We start from the raw sequence: 21,084 nt of genomic DNA on the forward strand, positions 1-21,084 counted from the left end.
AAGGCAATTTTCTCATCGAAAATTGCCTTTTTGTTTGCATTAATCATCGTCGTCTTTTTTCTTCTTTTCGAGAATAACAAAAGCGCTTCGTTTTGGTGCTGGCATTACCGAGTGCTCGCCCTTAACCGATTTCCATACCACTTCATTCAAATCTAAATCCGGTGCCGAATCTTCTTTTGCAAAATTGAAAAATTCTGATCGTCTGCTGCTTTCGTTAACCGCTACGTTACGAGTATCCAAATCGATGAGGGGTTGCAATACGTTATAAGGTGTAAAATCAGGCTTCGCTGTAAAGCATTCGTACAAAGGCATGGCCCCAGCATCGTACTGGCTCATGGGTGGCAATCCTAAAATCAACTCCATGGTACGCAAAAAACCTGAAGTAGAATACATGGTATGCACTACCGCATTTCTTTTTACATAAGGACCAATTACATAAGCTGGCGAACGGTGTGCATCTACATGGTCTGGCCCGTTTTGCGCATCATCTTCCAAAATAAATACAACAGATTCATTCCACACTTTACTGTGCGAAAGATGTTCAATAATACGTCCGACAGCTAAATCGTTATCTGCAACCGCAGCCTGAGGCGAATATTTACCTTTTTTCTGTCCACTGGTATGGTCGTTAGAAATGCGTAACGTACTAAACTGTGGTACAGCACCCGCAACCAGTAGCGAATCGAAATCGTGCTCCCAAGCATCTACCCTCACTTGGTCTTTAATATCCATATCAAAGCCCGGAGAAGCCGGACACATGTGCCCTTGCAACGATTTAATATTGGCTTTACTATACGCACCAAATTCGCCATAACTGCGGTAACTTATTCCGGCTCTTTGGCAATAATCCCAGATAAATCCTCCTTTCGGATACGTAACAGGCCGGCCACCTTCGAAAGTTGTACTGCCACCCCGGGCACCGTAGCTGGTGGGCCAGGTTTTTTCTACCACATCGGTTGCATATGCAGCCATACTCCAGTTGTGCCCATCGGCACTTACCTCAGCATCGACATAAAAATTATCAAGCAACACATAATTTTCGGCCAAAGCATGCTGGTTGGGGGTTACTTTTCTTCCGAAAAGGGTTAATGTAGAATCACCATTGCCTTTTTTAATGTCACCTAAAACCTGATCATAAGTCCTGTTTTCTTTAATAATGTAGAATACATGTTTGATGGGCGATTTTTCACCTTGCTTTCTCGGAATTGGATTTCCAGCCTCGCCATCAGCCACTATTGTTCTTTTATCGTTGAAAGGGGTATTGGCATAAACCTGCTTGGTATATATTTTTAACTGCTCTGGTTTTGGTGCTTCGATAAAAGATAAAGTACCTTTAAACAGCCCGGCAATGTACTGCAACCGGCTATTGGCGGTACTTCCCATATGATAATCGCTGTTATCAACCTTCGAAACCGGTTGTGGCCCTTTCGGGTTAGCCATAGAAGTATTGCCTTTACCATTGGTTACTAAAATTTTTGTACCTAAAACCTTAACACTGGTTGGGTACCAGCCTACAGGTATAAAACCCTGGCTCTGGCTCACCCCAGGACTACTCACATCGAAAACCGCCAGACAATTGTTATCGGCATTGGCAATGTATAAGGTTTTTTCATTATTGCTCAAAGCCAGGCCATTAGTGGTCGAACCGGTTAATTGTGTGGCATAGAGTGTTGTAGAAATGGTTTCGATTACTTTATTGGTAAGCGTATTAACTACCGAAACCGTATTGTCGTTTGCATTGGCAATATACAGAATATTCCCCTTTTTGTTGAGCAAAAGCTCATTTGGATGATCGCCAACCGGGATGTTCTGGCTAATGCTTTCAGTTAACAAATCAACAACGGCCACCGCTTTTCCACCCCAAAGCGAAACATACAATTTACGTTCATCGGCTGCCAATGCGCAGCTGTAGGCAATGGCCGGGAGCTGAACGCGCTTTAGTATTTTTTTCGCTGCCAGGTCGATAATATACAATGCGCTGTCTTCTTTGGTAACAGTGAATAGTTTGCTGTTATTTTTGTTTACTACAATTCCGGCAGGGCATATTTTGCCCTTTGGCCATACCGCGCCCAGAACAATCGTATCGCTTTTGCCCAGCTTATTGTTTACAATATTGAAATCCAGAATCCAGTTGTCGTTACCGCCCGAGGCATACAGGTGTTTTTCATCTTTACTGAAGGCAATTCCGTACCATGATTTAGCCAGTACCTTCTCGTCGATAATTTGTTCGGTTTTGGGATCGATCAGCTGGAGCGATTGTGTACTCTGACCATTATTGGTAATGGCCAGATATTTACCAGAAGCACTTAGCTGCATGTTTAAAGGTAAATCACCCAGTTGTACAGCATGTCCCGCGGGACTTAATTTCCAGCCATTGGGCAGTAAAATCTGTTGCGTGGTTTCGTTTTTACCGGGCCATTGCGCAAAGCCTTTTTGTACCAGCAAAAAGGTAAAAAGAATAAGGATATATGATTTTTTCATTGTTTTATGAATAGGAAAAATTACCGGTGGAGATTAAAATTAACCAAAGCCCTGATGCTATAGCCGTTGCCTGAGGCTACGTTGCCTATTTCGCGTATCGCTGCAGGCGAGGTAACCTGGCTCCGAGTAGCATAAAATACCGGGCCTCCGGAAATAGAAAACGAAAGTTTACTGTGGTTGGGTTCAAGATTAATGGATGGACCAATTAACAATTTCGCCCCTCCTTCTGCTTCATCTTTTTCCCAGAAACCTTCCAAATCTTGCCCAAGGGCTTCGAAACCTAAGTATAATACATTTGAAACACGGTGTTGAAAACCGATGCTGGTGATAAAATCGAGCTTATCCCGGGTTTTATCAAAGGCTTTTTCAAATCGCAAATTACCAGCCATCCGCCAGTTGGTACGATCGAATGCAGCCGTAATCCGGCTTATGGCCGATCCGGTATTAGACCAGTCGCGGCTTAAGCCCAAACCTGCACCCAACCTAAAGCCTGAAATGCCCTTGCCACCGATTAAATCTCTGATTACCTCGGCCTGTTCTGCTGAAGCAACTCCCCCGCCATTGGCAAAACCCAGGGCTGCAGTAGCATAGAGTGTTAAGCGGCTACCTAAATAACCTTTTACGCCAAATTGCTGTCCTAAACCATCATAACCAAACTGTCCGTTGGTACGTTCGCCATAACTACCAGAATAATGGATATTCCAGCGCGGATTTTCGGCTGTAAGTGTATTTATAGTAAATAAAAAAGGTTGTGCCGCGTCGCTACCTGTTTTTAATGCCGGATTAACGGCTGCCTGATTCTGAGCCGAGCCCTGAAGTGCAAATGCAGCAAGAATTGCTGCAAAGAATATTTTTTTCATTTTAAGATGCCGAAGCTTTATAATTTGGTTTCATTCAATAACGGCGATCCACTTGCGTTCACCTGAAAAGTTTTGATCTGATCATTTCCATCAACCTCTACAATCCGGTAACCTTTATAAGCCGTACCCCAATTGCCACCGATATGTGCATCGAAAAAATGTGGCAGCTTATTGGTATAAAAAACGGCATCTAAGCTATGGTCGTGCCCATGAAATACCGCCTTTACATTGGCATAGCTGTGCAACAGTTTAATCGTATCTGGACATTCTACAAAAGGACTCTCTGGCACCCAAAAATGTGGTGGAATGTGCAATACTACAAACACTGTTTTTAAATCTTTAAACTTATCCAGTTCCCGTTTTAAAAAATCGTTGTTCGGGCACAGGTATGTTCCCTTAGTATCGGATGTATTCGCCAAAACAAAACCAACACCGTTTTTTTCGAAAGCAAAGTTATCTTCATAACCAAAAACCGATTTCCAAAGTTGCGTATCGGCATGGTCGTGATTACCAGGAACGGCATAAAAGGGAACTTTTAAACGATCATAATAATCTTTTTTAACTTCCTTAAGCAATTCAGGCCTATCATGCACCAGATCGCCGTTGATAATTACAAAATCCAGCGGGTTTTGCTCATGCGACTGGTTAAGCCATTTAACAATATTCTCGTGGTGCAACTTAAACTCGGTTCCCGGTTGTCCGTAATGACCATCTGAAGCAATTGCAAAACGAAGTTTTGGAGCTTTGCCCGAGCTGGCTGGAATACTGTTTTCTTCAGCGAATGAAGGGAGAACTGGCGATAAACCTGCAACTACTGCAGCAGCCAGACCACTTTTTAGAAAAAACCGTCTGTTAGACATAGGCATGAAATATGTTTTGTATTAAAGCCCCAATATTAGTTTGGCAGGACTTCTTAAACATAAATTTAATGTTATGTTTGGGTTAAGCGCAGCCTATTACTGTATCAATTTTATAACAAAGGGCTATGGCTACAAATTTCGCCGAGGAATTTTCCAGCCTATAAAAACAATCCGCGTATACCGTGACTCCGTGACTAAGCTCTAGCAAAAAAAAAGGTCTGCGTTTAGCAGACCATAGTTTATCTTAAAAAATAACAATCGCTTGTTTAACCATTAAGTATCCAGCCAGTGCAAATAAAAATATGGCAATAGATTTATTAATAATTAAGCTGCTCAGTGCAAATTTTTCCTGAATGTAAGTAGCAAAGTGTGCATACAAATAAAGTGCAAGTGTAGAGCCCACACCCGAACCCAAACTAAAAATCACCAGCGAAAGGTAGTCCGTTTCAATCCACTGGTGTAGAATAACGTAGTTACCAAAAAATAACCAGAATGGAATCTGAACAGGATTTAATACCCCTAAAATCAATCCGTAAAGCACACTGCCACTCCGTTTATCTTCCTTTTTATTACTGGTTTTAGGCACTTTTTTCCGGTTTCTCCAGGTAATTGTACCCATTACCAGGAACATCACAATCATAAAGCAATCTACCAAAGTACTCAGGCGTACTTCGCTAACTGCCTCATTCGGGTTGATATCGCTCATGGCCCATCTGGCAAAGCGCATCATGCCGAAAGTAAAAAACACCTCTACACAAGAGAATGACAAAATGAAATACCAAACCTGCCGCATACCCTTGTTGATGGCCAGCTGTGCAACAGTGAGATTGATGTTGCCAGGAGGGATGTACCCCATAGCGTTAAGGATAATGCCTATGAAAAACGTTAGAAAAAGCATTGCCGAAATTATGGATTTAAATTTAAATGCGCAGCCAAATATTTTCCGGTGTACGACTTTTCTACTTTAACCAGGTCTTCAGGTAATCCTTCAAATACCACATTTCCGCCGCCATCGCCTCCTTCAGGGCCAATGTCGATCACCCAATCGGCACATTTAATCATATCCATATTGTGTTCGATAACCAAAATGGTATTGCCTTGTTCAATGAGTGTATTTAATGCTTTTAAGAGTTTTTTAATATCATGGAAATGCAAACCAGTGGTTGGCTCATCAAAAATAAATACCGTTTTATTGGCATTATTCCCCTTAATCAGGAACGAAGCCAGCTTAATCCGCTGCGCCTCACCACCCGATAAAGTGTTTGACGATTGCCCCAGGTGTACATAACCCAAACCAACATCAACCAATGGATTCAACTTATTCAGGATCTTTTGTTCGTCTTTAAAGAAATCAACCGCTTCATCAATGGTCATGTCTAAAATTTCCGAAACATTCTTTTCTTTATAGGTTACATCTAATACCTGCTGTTTAAAGCGTTTACCGTTACAAGCCTCGCAAGGCAGATAAATATCGGCCATGAACTGCATTTCGATCTTCACCTCACCTTCACCCTGACAAACATCGCAACGGCCACCTTCTACGTTAAAGGAGAAAGCTGCAGGTTTAAGTCCGGCGGCTTTTGCAGCAGCCAGTCCCGAAAACAAGGCACGGATATCATCCCAGGCCTTCACATAAGTAACCGGGTTTGAACGGCTCGAACGGCCAATCGGGTTTTGATCTACCAATTCAACAGCACTTACCAGATCGTAATTACCAAAAATACCATCGTAAGCGCCTGTTTGTTCACCCGCATAATTTCCGATAGCTTTTTGTAACGCTGGATATAAAATCTTCTTAACCAAACTGGTTTTTCCGGAGCCCGAAACCCCGCTAACAGCGGTAAATACGCCCAACGGGAATTTAACGTCGATATTTTTCAGGTTGTTTTCCCTTGCGCCCTTAATCAGGACATGGTCTTTCCATTTGCGACGCTGTGTAGGAATGGCGATTTTCTCCAAACCTGCAAGATAGCGCCCTGTTAAACTGTTTTTATCTTTTAAAATCGCTTCGTAATCGCCGCTAAATACCAGATTACCTCCATGTGTACCTGCCTCCGGACCAATATCAATAATATGATCGGCTGCACGCATCATCTCTTCTTCGTGCTCTACCACTAAAACAGTATTGCCAACATTTCTTAGCGAGATTAAAACCTCAATTAATTTATTGGTATCGCGTGGGTGTAAACCAATGCTCGGTTCATCCAGCACATAAATAGACCCCACCAAACTACTACCCAAAGAAGTTGCCAGGTTTATCCTTTGCGATTCTCCGCCCGATAAGGTATTCGACAAACGGTTTAAGGTGAGGTAGCCCAAACCAACATTGTTGAGATACAGGAAACGGTTATCGATTTCGGCCAATAAACGTTTCGCTATTTTGGCATCGTTTACACTTAATTTTAATTCGTTAAAGAAAACCAGGGCTTTTGAAAGCGGCATTAAAACCACATCGATAATCGATTTTTCTGCAATCTTAACATACGATGCATCTTTACGCAGACGCGAACCCTTACAATCAGGGCAGGTTGTTTTTCCGCGGTAGCGCGATAGCATTACCCGGTACTGTATTTTATAAGTTTGCTCTTCCAGTTCTTTGAAAAAAGCATCCAATCCTTCAAAATATTTATTACCCGTCCACAATACCTGCTGCTCCTTTGCGGTTAAAGCGCTATAGGGCCGGTGTATCGGGAAATCGAATTTAGGAGCGGCTTTTACAAAATTTTGTAGCCAAACACCCATTTTTTCGCCACGCCATGGGGCGATGGCGTTGTCGTAAACACTTTTGCTCTTATCCGGAATAACCAGATCTTCATCAATCCCGATTACATTTCCATAACCTTCGCAGCGTTTACAGGCACCGTAAGGATTGTTGAAAGAGAAAAAGTTTGGTGTAGGTTCTTCAAAACGGATACCATCAAGTTCAAAGCGATCGCTAAAATGTTTGGTTTCGCCTTCGGCTTCTACATAACAATCGCCCTTACCTTCAAAAAAGGCAGTTTGTGCCGAATCGGCCAGACGGCTTAAAGTTTCTTCTTCCTGGTTGGTTACAATCCGGTCAATCAGAATCTGAACGGTTTTATCGTCAGTTAGTTCAACATCCTTAAAACCGGCATCATCTAAAATGCCTTCTATCTTTTCAATTTTATCGTTGAAACGTACCCTTAAAAAACCTTTTTGCAATAAAATAGCCAGCTCTTCTTTAATGGTGCGGTTATTATGCGGATAAAGTGGGCAGAAAATGGTTACCGTAGTATCTTCGGGCATGGCATTTACATAATCTACCACGGTGCTTACCGAATCTTTTTTTACCTCCCTGCCCGAAACCGGAGAAATGGTTTTACCAATCCGCGAAAAAAGCAGCTTCAGGTAGTCGTAAATCTCGGTCGAGGTACCTACCGTTGAACGTGGGTTTGAAGTAATTACCTTCTGTTCGATGGCAATGGCTGGTGCTATACCTTTAATATAATCTACATCGGGCTTATTCATCCGGCCCATAAACTGGCGCGCGTAAGATGATAAACTTTCTACATACCGGCGTTGCCCTTCAGCATACAAAGTATCGAATGCGAGCGAAGATTTACCCGAGCCCGACATGCCTGTTACCACCACCAGTTTATTTTTTGGAATGGCCACATCGATGTTTTTAAGATTGTGCACACGGGCACCTTTTATAATAATATTTCTATGCGGATCTTTTTCGGCCTCTTTTTTGCTCATGTATTGTAAAGGATATAAAGGTATAAACCCAACAAAGTAATTTGGGTTTTAAGAAGATACAAAAATAGGGTACTGAGATGGTTAATTTATTTTTTAACATTTTATTTTTTGCTTTTTGATAAAAAAATAACTTTCTTTGAACATTAACAACCTCAGAACCAAACTAACACATTTCAAAAAACATAGGAGAGAAGCTATAGAAATTATACATCTACAAATTAATTTTTAGCAAACAGTACGGGATTTAGTGTAGGTAAACCTATGAATTTACAATCATATAATGATCAGGACCTGGTAAAGGTATATATTGCCGGGAACGAGAATGGATTGCAGGAACTTTTAAAAAGGCATAAAAGTAAAATTTATACTTCTATCTACTTATTGGTTAAGGACCAATATCTGGCGGAGGATATTTTTCAGGATGCTTTTATAAAAGTGATTAACACCCTGCGATCGGGAAGATATAACGAGGAAGGTAAGTTTTTACCATGGGTAATGCGTATTGCGCATAACCTGGTTATCGATTATTTCAGGAAAGAAAAAAGAACACCCATCATCACCAGCTCTGATGGAATGGATGTATTCAATATGCTACATTTTTATGACGAAAGTGCAGAAGACAGGATGCTCCGCGATCAAACCCATAAAGATTTGAAGGCAATGATCCATTTATTGCCCGACGAGCAGAAAGAAGTACTCTTAATGCGTCATTACGCCGACTTAAGTTTTAAGGAAATTGCCGATTTAACCGATGTGAGCATCAATACTGCCCTTGGCCGTATGCGTTATGCATTGAGCAATCTGCGCAAAATGCTTAAAACAAAGGAGGTGAGTTATAAAGGGTAATGTAATTGTTACATAAAATATTATAGGGGTCGAAATAAAGCATCTGAACTATCGTTAAGTTTATAAAACTTATCGCAATTTGCTTATGACAAAAACCTCTACATCAAAAAACAATGTAAATTTACCAACCCCGAACATGTTTCAGCCTAAAATGGATATGGAATCTGACGCAGAAATCGACTTATTTTATGATCAGATCAAAAGTAAGTTAGATATACTGGTTAAAAATCCCCAAGATGAAACCATCAACAAGATTTTAGCCTACAGCAGGTCGTTATAAAATTTACACTAGTTAAAAAGGTTGTTCCACAGGGTGGGGCAACCTTTTTTTATGGATAATGGATGATGTAGAATGGATGACGGGTAGTTCCAAGTCCCTTACCTTTTCCATCTGCCATGCTACTTCTCCCATCTTACCTCATCCATCTTCCATTTTTACCTCTCCTACAAATGGCTTAATTTTTACAATCCCTTAATACAAAAAGCGCTACCTTTACATAGTGTAATTTTAACACTAAGCGCAATGAATAAAAACTTAGTCCCACTCACTTTAGGCGGTTTAGGCATCGGCATCACAGAATTCGTAATGATGGGTTTGCTACCCGATATTGCAACCGATTTACGGGTGAGCATCCCCGAAGCTGGTCATTTAATTTCTGCCTACGCATTGGGTGTAGTAATTGGCGCACCTTTACTGATCATGATTGCAGGTAAATATCCACCAAAAAAGATATTAATTGCACTAATGGTGATGTTTACGGTTTTCAATGCATTTTCGGCTTTCGCTCCTACTTTTAATACTTTATTTATAGCCCGCTTGCTTTCAGGATTACCTCATGGTGCATTTTTCGGCGTGGGATCGGTAGTAGCCAGCAGAATTGCAGAAAAAGGAAAAGCTGCACAAGCTGTTTCGCTGATGTTTATGGGCTTAACCATTGCCAATATCGTTGGTGTACCTTTGGGTACTTTTATCGGGCATAACTTCTCGTGGCGCATATCTTTTGCCGTAGTAGTATTTGTTGGCCTGGTTACTTTATTGAGCTTAAAACTTTGGTTACCTGCTTTAGAAGCTACAAAAAACCGCGATTTAAAAGCAGAATTGAGTTTCTTCAAAAAAAGAGATGCCTGGATCATCATTTTCATGATTTCGATCGGAACAGGTGGTTTATTTACCTGGTATAGCTACATAGCGCCATTAATGACAGAAGTTGCCCATTTCTCGGCCAATGCTGTAACCTATATATTAATGCTTGCCGGTTTAGGCATGATGTTCGGAAATTACATTGGCGGAAAGCTGGCCGATAAATTTTCGCCGGCAAAAGCATCTGCAGCATTATTAATCACCATGGTAGTTACCTTAACCATTGTGCATTTTGTTTCTGCTAGTCAGCCATTGGCTTTAATTATGACTTTTGTAACCGGCGCAGTATCCTTTTCTCTGGCTGCTCCCATTCAGATGCTCATGATCCAAAGTGCCAAAGGTTCCGAAATGCTGGCTGCATCCGCAAGTCAGGCAAGCTTTAACATTGGCAATGCCCTGGGTGCTTTCTTTGGTGGCCTTCCGCTGGTATATGGTTTCGATTATACTTCTCCAGCTTATGTTGGCGCTGCTATGGCCCTGGTAGGCGCGTTCTTCGCTTTCTGGTTAATTAAAAGGAATAGCAGTAAACCGGTAGCCAAAGCTACTTCAGCCGAAGAAGAAGAAACTGAAGAGCAATTTGTAGTGATGCATTAGTTTTTTGCAACACGATCACGAAGCCTCCCATACCGAAGTCCAATACAGGCACCACAAAAGCTTTTGGCCTGATTAACGTTTGCACTAAGGCCTAAAGTGAGCGCCCACCTGCTGCTGACCATAAAATTAAACCTGGCTTCTGCTGATAAGCCAACGGTACGTTGTTTCACAATTTCATATACATCGCGACCGAACAAACAAAAGAAAGAGTTGCAGGTATTGTACAAAAAGGCTCCACGATAGATGCGCTCAGTATAAGCAGGACCAGCTCCCAATTGCACGTTACCGTAACGATTAAGGGTATAGCTTTTACCTAAAATCAAGGTCAAATCTGAAACACTTGGTGCAGGCTCATAGCTGTATATCTGAAATTCTGACATTACGGATGACTTAAGCGCCAGATAATTGGCTTTACGCTGCAGATATAAATACACATCCACATATGTACCGCTTTCGCTCCCTGGTCCAAAACCAATACCCAAACCATAATAAAATTTATGTTTTTGATGCAGGGTATCTTGTTGGGCGAAAACCAAAGTGGTAACCGCCAAAAGCAGCAATGTTAAAATAGATTTTCGCATATTGTTAAAATAACCTCGAACCAAATACCAAACCTACCCCTGCAGTAGCAAAAGTTTTTTGCCTGTTGGCATTACCATTCAGCGATAGAGCAATGCCTACGCCATCCACAAAACGAAAGATATACCTCGCTTCAGCAACAAGCCCCGCAGCATTTTTTTGAATAATCTTATCTCTGGTACTATCACTATTCGATTGATCGTACTTTTTCAGATCAGCAATTACGGCTACTCCGCCACCAAACTCTAAACGGTGGTTAGGCTTAATCTGTATCCTTTTACCTAGTATCAGTGCAACCTCAGAAAAACCAGGGACAGTTGTCTCTTCCCCGTTCACATTCACTTCATACGTTTCCTGCAACACAGAAGATATTTTAAATTTGAGATACGATTCTGGCTTATTATAGCTGACAAAACCAGATATTAAAGGCTTTTCGAGTGTAGCCGCACCGAATTCTAAACCAAACCCAATGGGGCTTAAGAAATTATCAACACTTCTTTGCGCCATAAGCAGATTACTCCACAACACAATTGCCAGCAATAAAGCGAATTTTAAATTTGAGATTACTGTTTTCATTTGATATAGCTTTAAATGTTTACCAAATCTAAAACACGACGTAAACGCAAATTAACCTTAAAGATTACAGCCGTATTAAATTATGTCATTAAAGGAAAATCAGTAATCCACATTACCATCATTAAATTATAATCATTAAATTACCACTACGAAATAATCCATTTAATTATTAAAAACAGGAGCATTAAACCAAAATATTAATCTTTATGGAGAATCAGCAGGAATTATTCTTCGAAGCCATTAAAGCGGCTTTGCCCGATTATCAGAATCTGGCGCTGAGTATAGCCGAGGAACTGGGCATCAGTACAAATGAGGCTTACAAAAAAATAAGGGGCGACAGCAACCTCACCTTTCAGCAGATTATTAAACTGTCTGATTGCTTTAATGTACCTTTTATATATAGTCCAAAACAATCTTTGTCGGTTACTTTTAGCTATCTGAGCGTAAACGAAGACCTGAACATGGTTAACTACCTTAAAGATTTGCTCGACAATCTCAAAACCATTAAAAACAGTAAACAAAAACACATTACTATCACTACTGATGATATCCCGGTGTTCCATTTTTTCAAATACCCGGAGCTTACCAGTTTCAAATTGTTTTTCTGGGCAAACAGCGCCAACAACATAGAAGTACCATTCAGTTCAAATTTTCTTTCCGACGAGATTATTGAAATTTCTAAAGCCCTGCATAGCACTTATCTCGAAATACCCAGTACAGAGATATGGTCGAAAGATACCATTACAGGCACCTTAGAACAGATAAGGTATGCCTTTGAAGCCGGTCACCTTAGCGACCCTGAACTGGCCGTTAAAATTGTAGAACAGGTAAAATATTGCCTTACCGATATGAATATGTATGCAATCGGCAGTAAAAAAACGATCGACCCGAACCATACCTTTAACTGGTACAACTGCGATGTGCTGGGCAGCATTGCTTACCTGGTCGATTTCAAAGACCACATGGCCTGCTACAACCGTTTCAATACTTTTAATTATTTACGCACGGAAGATCAATCGTATTGCCTGCAAACAAAAAAATGGATGCAGGGGTTGATTATGAAATCAGTTTCATTTAGCGGTCAGGGAGAAAAGCACCGCAACAAATATTTGTACAATGCTTTCGCCGAGTGCGATAAATTACTACAGGAGATTAGTCGAGGATAGTTGGCCAGTTGGGGGTTTAGGAGTCAGTTAACCGATTTAAACAATTAACCGGTTAACCTCATACAGTTTGCAGTTACCGATGAGCTATCGAACAAGTTTATCTCTTATATTTGCCAATGCTTAAAAAAGAACGTTATAAACTTTTTGTAGAACATTTTTCGGCCAAGCAGCCAGATGCCGAAACCGAATTGCATTACAACAATCCGTACCAGCTTTTAGTTGCTGTGATCCTCTCTGCACAATGTACCGATAAGCGGGTAAATATGGTTACCCCTGCTCTGTTTCAACGTTTTCCCAATGCCAAAGCACTGGCAGAAGCTACACCTGATATTGTTTTCGATTACATCAGAAGCATCAGTTACCCGAACAACAAAGCCAAACACCTGGTGGGTATGGCCAACATGTTGCTGAATGATTTTAACGATGTAGTACCGTCGGGCGTTGATGACTTGCAGAAAATGCCTGGCGTTGGCCGCAAAACCGCTAATGTAATTGCATCGGTGATTTATAATGCACCGGCTATGGCAGTAGACACACATGTTTTTCGGGTGGCTAACCGTTTAGGCTTAACCAACGGTAAAACCCCGCTTGCGGTAGAAAAAGACCTCGTTAAAAACCTCCCTGAGCACGATATCCACATTGCCCATCACTGGCTAATCCTGCACGGACGCTATGTTTGTGTAGCCAGGAGCCCTAAATGTGATGTTTGTGAAATCACCTACATGTGCAGGTATTTTGAACGACTAACCGACCAAAATGAAAGAGACAAACTAAAAGCTTAAAAATTATTTTCAATTTACTATTGACATTAGCCAAAAAACATTTACCTTAGCTAAATATATTAGTATTTTAAATATCAACATTCAAGTATATTAGCCGATAATCGATTATATTTACGCCGTAATGAAAAAAGAAATGAGCAACGCAAATCCAGATAAATTAAAAGCCCTTCAGCTTACTTTAGACAAGCTCGAAAAATCGTATGGTAAAGGCACCATCATGAAACTTGGCGATACTGCCGTTGAAGCCATAGAATTTATTTCAACGGGATCAATCAGTTTAGATATCGCTTTAGGTATTGGCGGTATTCCAAAAGGTCGCGTAATTGAAATTTATGGCCCGGAATCTTCTGGTAAAACCACTTTAGCAACCCATATTATTGCCGAAGCACAGAAAAAAGGTGGTATTGCTGCATTTATCGATGCAGAGCATGCTTTCGATCAGTTCTATGCAAAAAAATTAGGTGTAGATACCGATAACCTTTTAATCTCTCAACCAGATAATGGTGAGCAGGCACTTGAAATTGCTGACAACCTGATCCGTTCGGGCGCTATTGATGTAATTGTAATTGACTCTGTAGCTGCATTGGTTCCTAAAAGCGAGATTGAAGGCGAAATGGGCGACAGTAAAATGGGTTTACATGCCCGTTTAATGAGTCAGGCTTTGCGTAAATTAACCGGAACAATTGCCAAAACAGGATGTTGCTGTATTTTCATCAACCAGTTACGTGATAAAATCGGTGTAATGTTCGGTAACCCTGAAACTACTACCGGTGGTAACGCTTTGAAATTCTACGCATCAGTACGTTTAGATATCCGTCGTATCTCACAGATTAAAGATTCTGACGAAGTTTCTGGTAACCGCGTTAAAGTTAAAATTGTTAAAAATAAAGTAGCGCCTCCTTTCCGTATTGCAGAATTCGATGTAATGTTTGGCGAAGGTATCTCTAAAAACGGTGAGATCATCGATTTGGGTGTAGACTTTGGCATCATCAAAAAAGCAGGTTCATGGTTCTCGTACGGCGATACCAAATTAGGACAAGGCAGGGATGCAGTAAAACAGTTGTTGAGCGATAACCCTGAGTTAGCCGAAGAATTAGAAACTAAAATTAAAGCCGAAGTAACCGGCGATAAACTCGTAGAAGAATAAGCCATCCGGCACTTCAATAAAACATAAAAATGGCCTCCCAAATCATGTTCGGGAGGCCATTTTTTTTAAAGGATTAAGGTTTAGGAATGCCTTGCTTAGTTTTGACTAAAAATAGCATTGAAATCTTTGGTTACATAAACAATAACCAGTAATGCAGCAATAACCAAAGCACCAAGTATAATTACCCCCCAGCTGCCTTTAAGTTTATTTTTATCCTTCCTGATTAACCAGTATAAAAGACCAATTAACGGTACCGCACAAACAATCCAAAATATTAACGATGCTCCACTCATATAGTTTTATTAGTCCGAAGTCAGAGGTCTGAAGTCGGAATATTTAATTGGTAATTTAAATTACCCTTCTTAATTATGCTATTCTTATTTAACCACAAAGATACAAAGTCAGTTGGCAGTTTGCAGTTAACAATAAACAATTTGCAATTGGCACTTTGCAGTTACGAATCAGTTAACCGATTTAAACAATTAACCAGTTAACCAACAATGCCCCTCTAAAATTCCATCCTCGCCATTGGCGATACTTCCTGTCCTACAAAATCATTTGCCAAAAACTTATGGTAACCTGCAATGGCAATCATACCAGCATTATCGGTACAATACTGAAATGCCGGCACATAAACTTTCCAGCCTAACTCATCAGCCGTTTCCTGTAAACCATTGCGCAAGCCCGAGTTTGCCGAAACACCACCTGCAATAGCAATTTCGTTAATGCCGTACTGTTTTGCCGCTTTCTTTAACTTGTTCAATAAAATCTGTACAATACTGTGCTGTACCGACGCGCAGATATCATCCAAATGCTCGGCAATAAAATCAGGATTCTCCTTTTCCTGTTTCCTGATAAAATACAAGATAGAAGTTTTAAAACCACTGAAGCTAAAATTCAACTCCGGTATTTGCGGCTCGGCAAATTTAAATGCCAGCGGATTACCCAGTTTAGCATGTTTATCAATTAACGGTCCACCAGGATATGGCAAGGCCAGCAGCTTAGCGGTTTTATCGAAAGCTTCTCCGGCAGCATCATCCAGCGTTTCGCCAACAATTTCCATGTCAAAATAATCCTTTACCAGCACGATCTGTGTATGCCCGCCCGAAACGGTTAAACACAAGAAAGGGAAACTCGGTTTAGGATCATCGATAAAATGCGCCAATATATGCGCATGCATGTGATTGACAGAAATTAAAGGTATATTTAAGGCTAATGCGAACGACTTTGCAAAGGAAACACCAACCAAAAGCGAACCCAAAAGGCCTGGACCACGGGTAAAAGCTACGGCAGTAATGTCCTGTTTTGTAACATTGGCATTGATTAAAGCCTGCTGCACAGCGGGCACAATATTTTGTTGATGTACCCTCGAAGCTAATTCAGGGATTACACCACCATAATTTTGATGAATTGTTTGGTTTGCAATAACATTGGCAGTAATTTTGCCGTTGTTACAAATAGCAACTGAAGTATCATCGCAAGAGGACTCGATAGCAAGTATAACAGACAAATTATTAATATTTAAGCTGCAAAATTATTAAAAAACTATTTAAAATACTCCTTTGGGTAATTGCATCAATAATTTTGCTGCTTGCGCTTCTTATTTTTTCGTTACAATTTAAGCCTGTTCAAACTTATTTTGCGCAGAAAGCTGCCGCATACCTATCAAAAGAGCTTAAAACCACCATATCAATTAAGAGTCTTTACATCAAGCCTTTCAAATCTATCGTTTTAGAAGATTTGTTGGTACTCGACCTTCAAAAAGACACTTTATTGAGTACCCCTCAATTTATGGTTGATATTAACCAGTTATCTATTGACAAACGGATTATCGATATCAGCACAGTCCAAATCAACAATGGCCGCTTTTTCCTAAAGGATTTCAAAGATAAGTCTTCTAACCTCGATTTCATTATAAACTACTTCGATTCTGGTAAACCTACTGTAAAGAAAAAGAAAAGCAAGCCTTACGATATTAAACTGGGCCGCATCATTTTAAACAAGTTTGCCTTCAGATATAAAAATTTCGCAGCTAAAGATACTACCCTGGGCAAGAGTGTAAATTTCGAAAACGTAGACGTTAAAGAGCTTAGTGGTATTTTTGAAGGGCTCGACACCAAAAACCATTTGGTTAAAACGAATATCAAAAATTTAACGCTGAAAGAAAGAAGCGGCTTTTACCTTAAAAACCTGACTGCCCAAACCACAATTGATAGTAATGCAATTGAGCTAAAAAACCTTTTGCTCGAAACCAATCAAAGCCGCTTAACCAATTACTACCAGATGCGGTTTAAAACCTACAGGGATTTTAACCACTACGTAGATAATGTACGCATGAAGGCTATTTTTAAAGATAGCCACATTACCTCAAGAGACGTTGCTTTTTTTGCACCAGAGCTGAGTACCATGAAACTCGATCTGGATGTTGACGGACAAATTACAGGATTGGTAAACAACCTCCGCGCCAGAAAACTTTCGATAAAGACAGGAAAAGCCACTTACATTAAAGGAGATTTTATACTAAAGGGACTACCAAAGTGGAAAGAAACCTTTATGGACCTGAACATCGAAATGGCAGGCACCAACAAGGCCGATCTGGATGAAGTACTGGCGGGTATTACCAACAGCAAGAAGCAAATTGTACCAACTGTAGTAAATAAGTTTGGCAACATCAACTTTAACGGGAGTTTCACTGGTTTTCAGAACGATTTTATTGCCTATGGCGAGTTTAAAACCAAGCTCGGTCGCCTGGTTTCGGATGTAAACATGAAGATCGATAAAAATGATGTTCCAACCTACACCGGAAACGTTAAGAGTTACGATTTTAACCTGGGCAACCTGGTTGATGAGAAAAGCCTGGGGCGTATCAGCTCTTCCTTATACGTAAAAGGCCGTGGAACAGAACTCAAAAACCTGACTGAAAAAATAAACGGTGATGTAGATTATATCGACTTTAATAATTACCGCTACCACAATGTAAAAATCGACGGTACTTTTGATAAAAAATATTTCGACGGTAAACTGAGTATAAATGACAAGAACGTAAAACTGGTTTTTGATGGTGGTGTAAACCTTAATCCTAAATTACCTGTATTTAACTTCAACGCTACCATTTCGAAGGCGCGTTTAAAAGCCCTAAAGCTGCTGAAAGATTCGCTGATGGTAGATGCGAAATTTAAAACCAATTTCTCGGGCACCAACCTGAATAACATTTCGGGTAAATTATTAATTGAAGAAGTTAGGTTGCAAAACCCTAAAGGTGTCTACAGTGTCGATTCGGTACAGTTAACCGCCAACGGAACCGGTGCCAACCGCGTGCTCGATATCCGTTCCGACATTCTGGACGCGGGCATTCAGGGTGAATATGATCTAAACTCAATTGTATCATATTACAAGGCCATTGCCAAAACTTATATTCCATCATTAAAGGCCGACATTTTTAAGTACAAGAACCAAATCTTCAAGTTTAAACTGCTCATTAAAAAGTTCGAGCCTATTGCGCAGATTTTCATCCCTGGTCTTGAACTGGAGGAAGGAGCTACCTTTAACGGCGATTTCGACTCGCGAAACAACACAGCGGTACTGAACGGTTTTGTTAAAAAACTGAAATATAATGGTGTTGTGGTAAACAATATCATTATCGATGAAAACACTACCCCTCAGCAGCTTCAACTGATTGTTACTTCCGATCGCGTGCAGCTTAACGACAGTTTATACATTAAAGATGTAAACGTTTCCAATATCCTGCGTAATGATAGTCTGGCCTTCAACGTTAAAATGTCGAACGCCGACGAAGACAACCAGCTCGATTTAAACGGCTTGGTAGAGTTTACCAAAAACCAGGATACAACCGCCCGTTTGAGTGTGCTGCCTTCTATTCTAAAAATCAATAACGAAGAATGGCGCATACAAGAGAAGGTGCGTATTGTGCTCAATAATGGCAAAACGGAGATCACCAATTTCGATCTCACTAACGGAGCACAACAATTAACCATTGACGGATTGATTTCGGAAGACCCGAAAGACCTCATTACCGTAGGCTTTAAAGATTTCAACCTCAAAACCCTTAACCCTTTTACCAAAGGTGCGGGCATTAAACTGGGCGGCAATGCTAACGGAAAAACCAATTTGTACGGCATACTTAAAGCTCCGCGTGTAACCGACGACCTGAAAATAGATTCGCTGAACTTTAACGATATTTATATAGGTACCCTTACCGATACCTCATCATACAATAACGCCACCAATAAAATCGATGTGTTTACCCGTATCGTGGCCGAAAATTCGGAAACATTTAAGCTAACCGGAAACCTCGACCTGAAAGAGAAAGAAATTGATCTGGCGGTAAAAATGGACGAAAGTAAACTCACTATTTTAGAACCTTTTGTAAAGCAACTGGTATCTAATTTAAGGGGAAATATTTCTGCCGATTTAACAGTTAAGGGTAAATTCGACAAACCACAAATCAACGGTACAGTGGCCTTAGATAAAGGGCAGTTAATGGTAAATTACCTCAAAACCACTTATGTAATTACCGATGAAGTTCAGGTAAGCAATAGTGTTATTGATTTGGGAGAAGAATTTAAACTGGCCGATTTAGAAGGGCATGAAGCCATCGCAAAAGGCACAGTGGACCTGAACAACATTAACTACCCTACCTTAGATGTTAAGGTAACCGCCAACAGCTTAATGGCCTTAAATACTACAGCAAAAGATAACTCGATTTATTATGGCCGTGCTTACGGCACCGGTGTATTTACATTTACCGGGCCTACCAATAAAATGAAAATCGATATTAAGGCAAAAACAGAGAAAGGAACGGTTTTCAATTTGCCTTTAAACAGTTCTGAAACGATATCGGATAAAGATTTCATTAATTTTGTAAGCCGCGATTCTACAGTAGCAGTTAAGAAAACAACCAATTTCGATGGTTTAACACTAACCTTTAAATTAACTATCGACCCAAATACCACAGCCAACATTTTTACCACACTGGGCAATTTAAGTGGTAAGGGTAATGCAGAACTTAACCTGAACATCAACAGTTTTGGCGATTTCGAAATGTCGGGCGATTATATTATTGAAACCGGAAGTTTCGATTTTACGGCACAGGAAGTAATTAACAAGAAATTTGAAATCAGACAGGGCGGTACCATCCGCTGGACAGGTAACCCTACTGCAGCACAAATTAACCTGAAAGCTGTTTATGCACTTAGGGCAAGTTTAAACGATTTGTATAAAGCAGCTAACCGCGATGCGAGCAGCAATGCCAACCAAAGGGTAAATACGGAGGTAGAAATGGGTTTAACAGGTCTTCTATTAAAACCGGAGATTAAACTCGATATCAATTTCCCCGCGCAGCCTTCTATTAAAGAGGAGTTGCAAACCTATTTCAGCGACCAGAACAACTTGAACTTGCAAGCTTTCAGTTTAATTATCAGAAGAAGTTTTGCCCCTGGAAACGGTGGCCAGTCAATTGGAAACCAGTTAAGTTCAACCGCAACAAGCACAGCAACCGAACTGGTATTTAACCAGTTTAACAATGTACTTTCTTCTTTAAACTTAAATTTTGTCGATCTGAACGTACGCTCATTAAGTGAGGCCAATGCATCATTTAAATTCTTTAACGACCGCCTGATTATTAATGCGGGTATTGTTGACCGTAACAGCGTAAACGATTTTACCATCATCGATTTTGGTAAAGACAACGTTGGTAGGGAAGTTGAAGCGGTATTCCTGATTAAAAAAGATGGAAGCTTAACCATCAAAGCGGCTAATAAACCACCTACACAACAAAGTATTTTCTTAAACAGCGGTATTAGTCCAACGGCGAACGTAACTTCGTTTGGTTTGGTATACACCCAGCAGTTTGATACGTTTAAAGAGTTTATCCAGAAAATTTCGGGTTCTTATCGCCGCAATTTAAAAAGAAAACAAAGCGAAGCGCCTGTTAAAACCAATAAATCGCTCAATAAAGATGTGATTATTAATCAAACCAAGGGAAACCAGCGGAGGTAGGTTTTTAGTTGATGGCCCATTAGTTGATGGTTTAATAGCCGGGCAAAATAAAACAGGGCAAAAAAGCTATAGCCCCATCTCATACTAAAACAAAATTGTCATGCTGAACGCAGTGAAGCATCTCTTAGTTCAGATCCGCTTGCGCGCGTTTCTAACGCGTGCAGCAATAGCACTACGATTTTATCGTATTAAGAAAGCGTTAAAAACGCTAAGCTAATCACACACTGAGCATATCCCCAAAAAAGGCCGGCAATATATGCCAGCCTTTTCCATGATTTTCATTTAACCACAATCAATTCTAATAATTAAAACTG

The 21,084-nt window shown here is 40.4% G+C and carries 16 protein-coding genes; 7 read left to right on the forward strand and 9 right to left on the reverse strand.

The genetic code is table 11. The annotated features are described in order from the left end of the window. Positions 1–39 precede the first annotated feature (39 nt). The 5 genes from HWV58_RS02730 to uvrA form a co-directional block, all read right to left on the reverse strand. Positions 40–2,481 (reverse strand): bifunctional YncE family protein/alkaline phosphatase family protein, encoded by a 2,442-nt coding sequence (locus HWV58_RS02730; protein WP_175632589.1) that lies wholly within the window; start codon positions 2,479–2,481, stop codon positions 40–42. A 20-nt stretch (positions 2,482–2,501) separates the two neighbouring features. Further along, positions 2,502–3,341: a hypothetical protein gene (locus HWV58_RS02735; protein ID WP_175632590.1), complete on the reverse strand. Its 840-nt coding sequence runs from the start codon at positions 3,339–3,341 to the stop codon at positions 2,502–2,504. A gap of 17 nt (positions 3,342–3,358) precedes the next feature. Further along, entirely contained in the window at positions 3,359–4,201 is an 843-nt protein-coding gene (locus HWV58_RS02740) for a metallophosphoesterase family protein (RefSeq protein ID WP_175632591.1), read from the reverse strand. 244 nt (positions 4,202–4,445) lie between these two features. Beyond that, positions 4,446–5,057: a LysE family transporter gene (locus HWV58_RS02745; RefSeq protein WP_235972629.1), complete on the reverse strand. Its 612-nt coding sequence runs from the start codon at positions 5,055–5,057 to the stop codon at positions 4,446–4,448. Between the two features lie 50 nt (positions 5,058–5,107). Beyond that, the gene (gene uvrA / locus HWV58_RS02750) at positions 5,108–7,921 is read right to left on the reverse strand and encodes an excinuclease ABC subunit UvrA (RefSeq protein WP_175632593.1); all 2,814 of its coding nucleotides are present in this window, start codon (positions 7,919–7,921) and stop codon (positions 5,108–5,110) included. A 261-nt stretch (positions 7,922–8,182) separates the two neighbouring features. On the opposite strand from uvrA, the gene HWV58_RS02755 reads away from it, so the two are divergent. From HWV58_RS02755 to HWV58_RS02765, 3 genes are all read left to right on the forward strand, one after another. Beyond that, positions 8,183–8,767 (forward strand): RNA polymerase sigma factor, encoded by a 585-nt coding sequence (locus tag HWV58_RS02755; RefSeq protein ID WP_175632594.1) that lies wholly within the window; start codon positions 8,183–8,185, stop codon positions 8,765–8,767. A gap of 85 nt (positions 8,768–8,852) precedes the next feature. Continuing rightward, positions 8,853–9,047 (forward strand): hypothetical protein, encoded by a 195-nt coding sequence (locus HWV58_RS02760; RefSeq protein WP_175632595.1) that lies wholly within the window; start codon positions 8,853–8,855, stop codon positions 9,045–9,047. A gap of 243 nt (positions 9,048–9,290) precedes the next feature. Continuing rightward, the gene (locus HWV58_RS02765) at positions 9,291–10,502 is read left to right on the forward strand and encodes an MFS transporter (RefSeq protein WP_175632596.1); all 1,212 of its coding nucleotides are present in this window, start codon (positions 9,291–9,293) and stop codon (positions 10,500–10,502) included. On the opposite strand, the gene HWV58_RS02770 is transcribed toward HWV58_RS02765, so the two are convergent. Together HWV58_RS02770 and HWV58_RS02775 are read right to left on the reverse strand one after the other, a co-directional pair. Next, positions 10,499–11,083, reverse strand: a complete 585-nt coding sequence (locus HWV58_RS02770) for a hypothetical protein (RefSeq protein ID WP_175632597.1) — start codon at positions 11,081–11,083, stop codon at positions 10,499–10,501. The two genes, HWV58_RS02765 and HWV58_RS02770, sit on opposite strands and share 4 nt — an antisense overlap. 4 nt (positions 11,084–11,087) lie before the next feature. Next, positions 11,088–11,657, reverse strand: coding sequence for a hypothetical protein (locus HWV58_RS02775; protein ID WP_175632598.1), 570 nt, complete (start codon positions 11,655–11,657; stop codon positions 11,088–11,090). 206 nt (positions 11,658–11,863) lie between these two features. Here HWV58_RS02775 and HWV58_RS02780 point away from each other — a divergent pair, with 206 nt between their 5' ends. The 3 genes from HWV58_RS02780 to recA all read left to right on the forward strand — a co-directional run bounded on the left by HWV58_RS02780 (position 11,864) and on the right by recA (position 14,752). Beyond that, on the forward strand, positions 11,864–12,823 hold the full coding sequence (locus HWV58_RS02780; RefSeq protein ID WP_175632599.1) for a hypothetical protein: 960 nt from the start codon (positions 11,864–11,866) through the stop codon (positions 12,821–12,823). 116 nt (positions 12,824–12,939) lie between these two features. Next, entirely contained in the window at positions 12,940–13,605 is a 666-nt protein-coding gene (gene nth / locus HWV58_RS02785) for an endonuclease III (protein WP_175632600.1), read from the forward strand. 133 nt (positions 13,606–13,738) lie between these two features. Next, positions 13,739–14,752 carry a recombinase RecA gene (gene recA, locus HWV58_RS02790; protein WP_175632709.1) on the forward strand — a complete coding sequence of 338 codons (1,014 nt, stop codon included), beginning with the start codon at positions 13,739–13,741 and terminating at the stop codon, positions 14,750–14,752. Between the two features lie 95 nt (positions 14,753–14,847). Here recA and HWV58_RS02795 read toward each other — a convergent pair whose 3' ends face one another. Together HWV58_RS02795 and tsaD are read right to left on the reverse strand one after the other, a co-directional pair. Beyond that, complete coding sequence (locus tag HWV58_RS02795) at positions 14,848–15,045, reverse strand: hypothetical protein (RefSeq protein ID WP_175632601.1); 198 nt, start codon at positions 15,043–15,045, stop codon at positions 14,848–14,850. Positions 15,046–15,260: 215 nt separating this feature from the next. Continuing rightward, positions 15,261–16,262 (reverse strand): tRNA (adenosine(37)-N6)-threonylcarbamoyltransferase complex transferase subunit TsaD, encoded by a 1,002-nt coding sequence (tsaD, locus tag HWV58_RS02800; protein WP_175632602.1) that lies wholly within the window; start codon positions 16,260–16,262, stop codon positions 15,261–15,263. Between the two features lie 74 nt (positions 16,263–16,336). On the opposite strand from tsaD, the gene HWV58_RS02805 reads away from it, so the two are divergent. Next, positions 16,337–20,770: a translocation/assembly module TamB domain-containing protein gene (locus HWV58_RS02805; protein ID WP_175632603.1), complete on the forward strand. Its 4,434-nt coding sequence runs from the start codon at positions 16,337–16,339 to the stop codon at positions 20,768–20,770. Positions 20,771–21,084: the final 314 nt, after the last annotated feature.

Origin of the sequence: Pedobacter ghigonis (assembly GCF_903166585.1) — a bacterium.
Taxonomy (GTDB): domain Bacteria; phylum Bacteroidota; class Bacteroidia; order Sphingobacteriales; family Sphingobacteriaceae; genus Pedobacter; species Pedobacter ghigonis.